The following is a 9,075-nucleotide window of genomic DNA, read 5'->3' on the forward strand; positions in this document are numbered from 1 at the left end:
AAGATTCATTTCATCAATAGGATTAAGAGAGAGAAAACGCTGATGGCGCTTTATTTAAGCCATGCAGGCGGTTTTTCCAGAGGTTGTTGCGCCAGCCACAGACCGGAGGCGGTGAAGAAATGCTGCGCCAGCGGTGTGGAGCGCCCCGCTTCGGCGACCACCAGCGCGGCGTGGCGGCTCATCGGCGTGATGTCCAGCGGGCAGCGCTTCAGCGCCGGATGCATGTCATCAATCAGATGCCCGCGCGGCACCAGCGCGCAGCCAATACCGACAAAAACGCCCTGCATCAGCTGAAATATCGATGTGCTTTCCAGACGGGGATGAAGTTCCAGTCCGGACTGACGGAAGAAGTTGTCCAGATAACGACGAAAATAGCGGCTGGGCTCGGACAGACACAACGGCAGCGCGACCGCCTGTTCTGCGGTCATCAGGGTCAGGTTTTGCAGCTCAGGGAAATGGTCGGGATGGTAAACCACGTCCACGCCGCCGTCATCGAGCGGTACCAGCTGAAAACGCAGTTCGTTGAGGGTGGAGAATTCGAAGAAACCAATGCCGACATCCACTGAATGGCTGCTCAGCGCTTCAATCAGCTGGTCGGCACTGACTTCCGCGACCCGGTAATCCAGCCCCGGATGCACCAGGCTGACCGCTTTGATTAGCTGCGCCAGCGAGACGCTGCACTGCGGCATGACGCCGATGCGCAGGGTGCCGCTCATGCCCTGCTTTAACGACTCAACCTCCAGCTTCAGCCCTTCGTACACCGCGACAATTTCCCGCGCCCAGCTCAGTACGCGCAGGCCCTCGGCGGTGAAACCTTCAAAATTATTGCCGCGGTTGATCAGGCTAAGCCCGAGTTCTTTCTCAAGATTTTTCAGGCGCATCGACAGGGTCGGCTGGCTGACAAAACTCGCCTCCGCCGCACGGCCAAAATGCCGCTCGCGCTCGAGATTACACAGGTAGATGAGCTGTTTGATGTCCAAAATATTTTCTGATTAAACCTGGGTTATGCCTTATAGATTGTTTTTTATTATAAGCCATAGTGATGTTTATTACGCAGAGGATTGAAACCGGCCAGCGCATCCTGCCGCTGCTCGCGGGCGCGTCGTGCCAGCGCATACGCAGGATCGCCGTTAAAACCGTGGAATCCGCCCGGATAGATGCTGAACTCCACCGGTACACCGGCGCGGATTAACCGGCGGGCGTAGTCGATATTTTCATCAAGGAATAAATCAATCGAACCGACACCCATCCAGACCGGCGGAAGCCCGCTGAGATCCTCTGCACGCGCTGCGGCGGCGTAACAGGAAATCTCCGCCAGCCCTGCGTCGCAACCCAGATACGCCTGCCAGCCAAAACGGTTGTCCTCACGTGTCCAGGCGAATTCGCCGGTCACCGGATTAGGGTGACTCTCCGTGACGGTACGGTCATCGAGCATCGGATACATCAGGTTCTGGAACGCCAGTGTCGGGCCGCCACGGTCGCGGGTCAGCAGCGCCAGAGAGGCCGCCAGCCCTGCACCGGCGCTGTCCCCCATCACACCCATATGCGCAGAATCGATACCCAGAGACTCCGCCTGCTCAGCCATCCAGACCAGTGCGGCATAACAATCTTCCAGCGGACCGGGGAACGGTGTTTCCGGCGCGAGACGGTAATCCACCGAGACAATCACACAATCATGCCGCGCCGCCGTCGGACGGGTCAGCGGCATCGACTGCTCCGGGCTGCCCAGCACATAACCGCCACCGTGAATATGCAAAATGCCCATCCGCCCTTTCCGGGCATGTTGCGGCGAAATCACCGCCACACGCACCGCCGGCGCGCCTTTGCTGCCTTCAACGTGATGATGCGTGACACACACCGGCAAGCCGTCATCCTGCGACAAACTTTCCAGCGCCGCCGCCTGACGCTGCTCACGCATGGCGGGCAAAACGGAGGCTTCCAGCACGCGGGCGGGCATCTGGTCGAGCAACGGACGCAGTTCAGGGTCAACAAGGTGGGCAGTTTTCATCGCGGGATCTTTTCTCCATTTTTCATCCCGTCATTTATAGCGCCTTGAGCCGGTTTTAAAAAGTCTGAATTGTTATGGCTTATGACTGATTACGTTCGGATATTTTACGACGTTAAGCCGATATAACCCTGGATCCCCATATAAATTCCGACCAGCCCGATCAGCACACTGGAAAAATACGGTGCCCTGCGCGCCAGCGTATTTAACCCGCTCCAGCGTTTAGCTGCCTGCCGGACACTCACTGCGGCAGCCACCCCGACAGTCACCAGCGTCACCGCCAGCCCGATACTGAAACACACCACCATCGTCGCACCCAGCGCCAGTTGTTTGAGCTGAATGCAGATCAGTAGCACCGTCACAGCGGCCGGACAGGGGATTAACCCGCCGGTCAGACCGAAAAACAGGATCTGCCCGTTGGTCACTTCCGCACTCGCAAAGCGGCGCTGAATATCGCTGGCATGTGCACGTTCATGTGCATCCTGATATTCCTGCGGCGACAGGCTGATCGGCGTCATGCTGCGCAGATGGCCCAGCCCCTGAGGTGGCAGGTGGCGATGTACATTGTTGTGAGCATGGGCGGGAGCGTGGTGATGATCATGATGATGCCCGTGCGCGTGCTCCCTTTTCCACAACCGCTCACCCCGCCAGGTGCGCCAGAACATCCACAACGCCGTGCCGAGGATGATCACCGCAGACACCATTTGCATCCAGGGTTCCACCGCGTCGGCAGTTAAACGGTTGCTCAGATACATGCCGCCAAAGGCAATGATCCAGACAATCGCCGTGTGCGACACCGTGGCCGCCAGCCCGAGTAAAACGGCCTGCCGGACGGTCCCTTTAATCGCGATGATAAAGGCGGCCATCATGGTTTTCGAATGGCCTGGCTCAAGCCCGTGCAAAATCCCCAGCAATATGGCGCCGGGTATAAACATCCACGCATTTCCCTGCTGCAAAAGTGCTGAAAAGTCATTCATGGTGAAGTATCTCATTGAGGTAAGCGCAGGAATTCTACTCCCCCCCAGTATCAAATACTACCCCCCAGTATACTGGCAATGCTAAGCTGGCCCGGCATTTCGCGTCATACAAGGAGTTAACATGTCCCACACTATTCGCGATAAACAGAAGCTGAAGGCCCGTACCAGCAAGATCCAGGGCCAGGTGGCGGCGTTAAATAAAATGCTGGATGAACCCCACGAATGCGCCGCTGTTTTACAACAAATCGCGGCGATCCGCGGCGCGGTGAACGGGCTGATGCGGGAAGTGATCAAAGGCCATCTGACTGAACATATTGTTCACGAGGCCGATGAGGTCAAACGCGAAGCCGATCTGGATGTGGTGCTGAGCGTGCTGAATTCCTATGTGAAGTAGTACGCTCAACACCCCGGCTACCAGATGATCCTGACCCCCAGATTCCCGCTGACGTCTTCGCGGTGATTGCTGTCGTCGTCGCTGGTGTGGCTGGCAGATGAATACAGTTCGATTTGCCGGCTGATACTGGCCGCTAACCCCACGCCAACTTCCAGTGCGGTACTTCCGGCGTCCTGCGTGAGGCGATCATTACCCAGCGTGACGCTGGTGGTATCGTCAAATTCATGCCACACGTTGACCGTCAGGAACGGCTGCAGACGCCGTTCAGCCTCCCCGTAACTCCCCTGCACCCGCGCGCCGACCCGGCCTGTGTACACCGTATCCTTACTGTATTTAATCGATGAAATGCCGTCGTTGCTGTCATCGAGGCTCAGACGCTGTCCGATGATTTGCGCCTGCGGTTCCAGCGACCAGCGTTCTGTCAGGGGGATCGGATACCCGGTTTCCAGTGACGCAGACCAGAGTTTGCCTCCGACATCTGCATCGTTACCGCGCCCGGACGTGGTCGAGCCGTTAAGCCAGGTGTGGATCACCACCAGATCGACATAAGATTGCCCCTTCCCGTGGTGCGTCCAGTACGCGCCCGCGCTGTTACCTTCCAGTGTCATATTGCCCGCCCAGGCATCCGGCTGAGCACGGATGAAACCGCGCACATCACCTTTGGCCCGCGTGAAACCGTAAAAGATGCCTGCGTTATCCTGTTCGCCGGCCAGCAAATCCTGACCGACCTGAAGCCCGGCGTAATGACCGTCGAATGACGGCGATGTGGTACCGGACCAGGATTGCTCGCTGTGGACGCCGAAGGTTCTGGCCCAGCCTGCCGCCTGTCCCGTGGTGTTCACCTGCCCCTGACGGTCATGATAGGTGGCGATCTGATGGATGCCGATCTGCTGCGCAACGGGTGCGACCGCCTGATACAGCGGCGCTTCCTGCCGGTAAAGCGGCACAGCGGTATCGACCGGGGGTGACGTCGGGACGACGGGCGGCGCAACCGGGGGAATGTCCGGCGGGGTCACGGCTGGCGTCACGGACGGAGACTCTGGCGCGGTGACCGGCGGCGTCACGGGTGGCGTCACCGGCGGCGTGACCACAATCAGTGAGTTGCGCAGATACCAGCTCTGCGCATCGTCGCTGCTGCCACGAAACAGCAAATAATCATAGGCTCCTGCGGAAACCGAACCGCCTGCCAGCGTAAAGGCGCTGGCGGTCGTGGTCGCGCCGTTAGTGGCTTCCACCAGCATAATGCCGGAACCCGCCGTCGCTACGCCCGTTCCGCCAACATTGGTGACCTGAATCTGTGTGCTGCCGCTGGCCTGCCCGCCGGAAATCACCAGCCGGTCAGATGCCGAATCATCACCGTTTAGCACCGTCTGCAACTTCAGCACGCCGTTATCGCCCACGTAATTGCCGTGAATAGTCAGACGATCTTGGGTGCTGCCTGCGCTGTCAGTCAGATCGAGCGTCCCGGCATTGGTGACGGTAACGTCATTCGCGCCGCCAAAGCCCGCAATGTCCGCCGCACTTTGCCCTCCCGCCAGCAATACGCTGGTGGAATCGATGCTGAGGGTGCCGGTTTGCGTGGTGGCATCACCCAGCACCAGCGGACGGGTCACCGACAGTTGCGAGGCGGATTGCAGCAGCACACTTTCCCAGTCGATGAAGCGCGACGGGTCACTCAGTTGCGAATTTTCCAGCGTCAGCTGATCCTGCCCCGCGCCGCCCTGAAGTAAGGGCATGGCCGCCAGATTGACGTCGGTCAGACGACGCAGCGTCACGCTGTCGTCCCCTGCGCCCATGTCTGCGGAGCCGCTGAGCGTCCCGCTGTTTTGCCAGATAAAGACGTCATTACCACCGGAAAATTGCACCGCGACGCCGTTACCGGTGAGATCACCACTGTTAATCAGCGTGCTGTTGTCGTTGCTTTCGACATGCACGGCACGCTCATTACCGGAGGTGACCGAACCGGTATTTATGATGGTTACCGCGCCAGCAGGGCTGTCGATGCCGTCGCGTCCTGCGCTGATCATGCCGTTATTGGTCAGCGTTCCGCCGCCGGTGGCAAGCACACCACGCGCACTGGTGCTGGTGATCGTGCCGGTCGCCGTGTTGGTGAAATCGGCACTGCCGCCGAAATACACGCCGTTGGCAAAATCCCCGCTGGTGGAAAGCGAGCCGGAGTTGATCACGCTGCCCAGAGTTGCGCCACCGTCGTTATTGATGGCATTAGCGCCCAGCCCCTGTGTCACCACGGTTCCGCTGTTGCTGATGGAATTGTCGCTGCCATTCGCCTGTAAACCGGACGCGTTGGTGCCGCTGGTGGTGATGCTGCCGGTATTAGTGAGCTGGTTGCCGCTGCCCTGTGCATAAATCCCGGAGGAAAGCGTACCGGAGGTCGAGATGCTGCCCGCATTAAGCAGGGTGTTGTTTCCGACGGTGGCCGGTGAACTGCCAAAACTGATTATTCCGCTGGAATTCTCCCCGCTGGTGATAATTTGCCCGCCGGACTCGTTGATGGCCTGACTGGTGGTCCCTGAAAGATAGATACCTTCCGACTGAAAGCCCTGCGTGGTGATGGTGCCAACATTGTGCAGGGAGTTACCGGCCAGACGGGCGGAAATACCGTCGAAACTGTCATTGGTGATGTTCAGCGTACCGCGCTGGAAAACCGTGCTGTCGCTGTAAACCAGGACACCGTTTTGATCGTTTAAATTCAGAATAGTGCCAGTGTTAATATTGACCGTGACATTGTCACTTCCCACCACCGCGGTGGCCCCCATCGCGGAGGGGTTGGGTGCAGCGACAGAGCACGTCACGGTCTGTCCTGATACCGGATTAAAGATGTCGCAGCCTGCCAGTGCCGCCTCAGAAAGGCTCAGGCTGACCAGACAGGCCACCATTTTCTTACAAGAGCACGCAGCAGAAATCTTAAGCTTCTTCACTACACACCTCCCCGCCCCAGCGCAGGTTTTGTCTAATTTGGGTTAAGGGTAGTAAATAAATATGACTTAAGACGCGGCGAATAATTTTTTTGGGAGGAAATCCACAGGGGCGGGAGCGCTGATGTATATGCAAAAAGGGGCCGCAGCCCCTTTGGTGATTACTGACAGAAAATCAAAAATCAGACGTTATTTTCTGACCTGTTTGGTCGCAAAACCTTTGTTCAGTTTTCGCCAGTACACCAGCCAGGTGATCAGCGCACAGACCACGTAAAACACCAGGAAGACTTTCATCGCGCCAGCCGGTGAATTGGTCAGTGCCAGAGAAATACCGAAGGCTTTCGGGATAAAGAAACCGCCGATCGCGCCGATTGAAGAGATGAAACCGAGTGCCGCTGCGGTGTCGGTGACCGCTTCACGCAGGGCTTCGTCTTCGCTGGCACCGCGCGCTTTCGCCCGGTCGGTGGTCAGTTTACGGAAGATCACGGCAATCATCTGGTAAGTTGAACCACTGCCCAGACCGGCCGTCAGGAACAGCACCATGAACACCGCAAAGAACGCCGGGAAGTTGCCGCCCACGCCATTCACCGGCAGGGTCAGGAACAGCAGACCGGCGAAAATCGCCATCAGAATGTAGTTCACCAGCGTCACGCGGATACCGCCCAGACGGTCGGAAAGCATTCCGCCGGCTGAACGCGCCAGTGCGCCAAAGAACGGGCCGAAGAAGGCGTATTGCAGAATGTTGACGTCAGGGAACTGGGTTTTGGTCAGCATCGCGAACCCTGCGGAGAAGCCGATAAACGAACCGAACGTCGCCAGATACAGCACGCTCATGATCCACAGATGGCCGCGTTTCAGCACCGGCAACTGCTGGCGGATAGAGGCTTTTGACGACGCCAGATCGTTCATACCAAACCAGGCAGCGACGGTACCAATCACCAGGAACGGCACCCAGATCCAGGCCGCATTTTGCAGCCAGATGTCCGCACCGTTAGCCAGCGTTTGTTTATCGCTGAACGCAGCAAACACGCCGAGGGAAATGACCAGCGGAGCCACCAGCTGCATCACGCTGACGCCCAGATTGCCCAGACCGCCGTTGATGCCCAGCGCGCCGCCCTGCTTCGCTTTCGGGAAGAAGAAGCTGATGTTAGACATGCTTGACGCGAAGTTTGCGCCACCGAAACCGCACAGCAGTGCGATAAGCAGGAAGGTATTATAGGACGTGGTGGTGTCCTGCACCGCAAAGCCCAGCCACGCACAAGGCAGAACCAGGAAGATGGTGCTCAGTGCCGTCCAGCGGCGGCCGCCAAACAGCGGGATCATAAAGGAGTAAGGCACCCGCAGCAGCGCGCCGGAAACGGAAGGAATGGCGGTCAGCATGAACAGCTGATCGGTGGTGAAGTTAAAGCCGACTTTGTTCAGATTCACGGAAACCAGGCTGAACAGCATCCAGACGCAGAAGCCCAGTAACAGACAAGGGACGGAGATCCATAAATTTCGGCTGGCGACTTTATGACCGGTCTTTTCCCAAAATGCCGGATCCTCCGGGCGCCAGTCCTGCAACAGGCGGGACGGTTTTTCCGTCGGTGTAGCTGATGTGTGTGACATATGAACCTCGAGTTGAAGCGCGTTATTGTTGTAATGGTGGAGTTATGTCGCACACACTAGGTAGAGCACCGCTTAGGGATGTTGATACAAATCAACGCAAAGGCAGGTGGAAAATGACGATAAAATAACCATGGCCTCTTTGTGAGTATCAGCTTCCTGTCCAATTAACTGCTAATATTCATCAGGTTGATAACGCAATGTGCTTCTTGCTACCGCATCCATACCTCCGATGGAAATAAAGGAGTAATCACAAAGGGGTATAGGGAAAGTCATCCGGATCATAAAAAATGCCCCCTCTTGCCATGCGGTTAACCTAGCCATAATCGGTATATAAAGAATTACTTAACGCTTTTTACAGCCACCGGAAACTCTGTTGATGCTCAAACGCGCCCTGCCTTCTCTCTCGCTTGTCAGCCAGATCACCCTGCTGATGCTGCTTCTCGGCCTGCTGGGCATAGGCGGCATGGGCATGGCGGCGTGGATGGCGGGAAGTATTGAAGGCAATGCCCACGCCATCAATAAGGCCGGTTCGCTGCGTATGCAGAGTTACCGGCTGCTGTCGGAAGTGCCGCTCAGTGGCAAAAACGCTGCGTATATTCGCCAGATGGAGATTGACCAGAACAGCGCCGATTTGTTGCAGGCGGTGGAACGCGAAAACCTGCAACCGCAATTTCTGGCGCTGCGTAATTACTGGCAAACCACGCTGCGCCATCAGGTGATGGCGGCGAAACATCCGCAGGACGTCTCCGCCAATATGGCGGTGTTTGTCGGCCAGCTCGACGTGCTGGTGGCCGCGCTCGAACATAAAACCGAATACCATTTACAGCAGATTTCACTGATTCAGCGCGCACTGGTGGCCGTCACCCTGCTGCTGCTTGCCGTGACCATCTGGTTCCTGCGCCGCCATCTGCTGACACCGTGGCGGAATTTGCTGTCGCAGGCCAGCGCCATCACCGCCGGGGATTTCAGCCACCGCTATCAGCGCAAACGCGTGGCGAACGGTGACGCCCATAATGAGATGGATATCCTCGGCGATTCGCTCAACAGCATGTCTCTGGCCCTGAGGGAAATGGTCGATAATCTGGCGCAGCGTGTGACGGAAAAAACCGCCGATCTGCAACAGAAAAATCAGGTGCTGGATTATCTGTACCGCGT

General features: G+C 57.5%; 7 protein-coding genes. 2 read left to right on the plus strand and 5 right to left on the minus strand.

Going from position 1 to position 9,075, the window contains the following annotated elements:
• Window positions 1-50 precede the first annotated feature (50 nt).
• The 3 genes from ED901_RS07000 to ED901_RS07010 all read right to left on the minus strand — a co-directional run bounded on the left by ED901_RS07000 (window position 51) and on the right by ED901_RS07010 (window position 2,982).
• Window positions 51-980, minus strand: coding sequence for a LysR family transcriptional regulator (locus tag ED901_RS07000; protein WP_122095422.1), 930 nt, complete (start codon window positions 978-980; stop codon window positions 51-53).
• Window positions 981-1,027: 47 nt separating this feature from the next.
• The gene (locus ED901_RS07005) at window positions 1,028-2,008 is read right to left on the minus strand and encodes an alpha/beta hydrolase (protein ID WP_122095423.1); all 981 of its coding nucleotides are present in this window, start codon (window positions 2,006-2,008) and stop codon (window positions 1,028-1,030) included.
• A 104-nt stretch (window positions 2,009-2,112) separates the two neighbouring features.
• Window positions 2,113-2,982 (minus strand): nickel/cobalt efflux protein RcnA, encoded by an 870-nt coding sequence (locus ED901_RS07010; protein ID WP_122095424.1) that lies wholly within the window; start codon window positions 2,980-2,982, stop codon window positions 2,113-2,115.
• Between the two features lie 121 nt (window positions 2,983-3,103).
• On the opposite strand from ED901_RS07010, the gene rcnR reads away from it, so the two are divergent.
• On the plus strand, window positions 3,104-3,376 hold the full coding sequence (gene rcnR, locus ED901_RS07015) for a Ni(II)/Co(II)-binding transcriptional repressor RcnR (RefSeq protein ID WP_056780366.1): 273 nt from the start codon (window positions 3,104-3,106) through the stop codon (window positions 3,374-3,376).
• Between the two features lie 17 nt (window positions 3,377-3,393).
• Here the strand turns inward: rcnR and ED901_RS07020 are convergent, their stop codons facing one another.
• Together ED901_RS07020 and ED901_RS07025 are read right to left on the minus strand one after the other, a co-directional pair.
• Complete coding sequence (locus ED901_RS07020; RefSeq protein WP_162997825.1) at window positions 3,394-6,315, minus strand: autotransporter outer membrane beta-barrel domain-containing protein; 2,922 nt, start codon at window positions 6,313-6,315, stop codon at window positions 3,394-3,396.
• A gap of 186 nt (window positions 6,316-6,501) precedes the next feature.
• Window positions 6,502-7,920, minus strand: coding sequence for a NarK family nitrate/nitrite MFS transporter (locus ED901_RS07025; RefSeq protein WP_122095426.1), 1,419 nt, complete (start codon window positions 7,918-7,920; stop codon window positions 6,502-6,504).
• A 376-nt stretch (window positions 7,921-8,296) separates the two neighbouring features.
• On the opposite strand from ED901_RS07025, the gene ED901_RS07030 reads away from it, so the two are divergent.
• A partial coding sequence (locus tag ED901_RS07030) for a HAMP domain-containing protein (RefSeq protein ID WP_122095635.1) occupies window positions 8,297-9,075 on the plus strand: 779 nt, incomplete at its 3' end.

The organism is Rahnella sp. Larv3_ips, assembly GCF_003697865.1.
GTDB lineage: Bacteria > Pseudomonadota > Gammaproteobacteria > Enterobacterales > Enterobacteriaceae > Rahnella > Rahnella rivi.

What these genes read in the sequence shown, in the direction of transcription:
- ED901_RS07005 (WP_122095423.1), bottom strand. Translation starts at nt 2,008, where the DNA reads ATGAAAACTGCCCACCTTGTTGACCCTGAACTGCGTCCGTTGCTCGAC.
- ED901_RS07010 (WP_122095424.1), bottom strand. Translation starts at nt 2,982, where the DNA reads ATGAATGACTTTTCAGCACTTTTGCAGCAGGGAAATGCGTGGATGTTT.
- rcnR (WP_056780366.1), top strand. Translation starts at nt 3,104, where the DNA reads ATGTCCCACACTATTCGCGATAAACAGAAGCTGAAGGCCCGTACCAGC.
- ED901_RS07025 (WP_122095426.1), bottom strand. Translation starts at nt 7,920, where the DNA reads ATGTCACACACATCAGCTACACCGACGGAAAAACCGTCCCGCCTGTTG.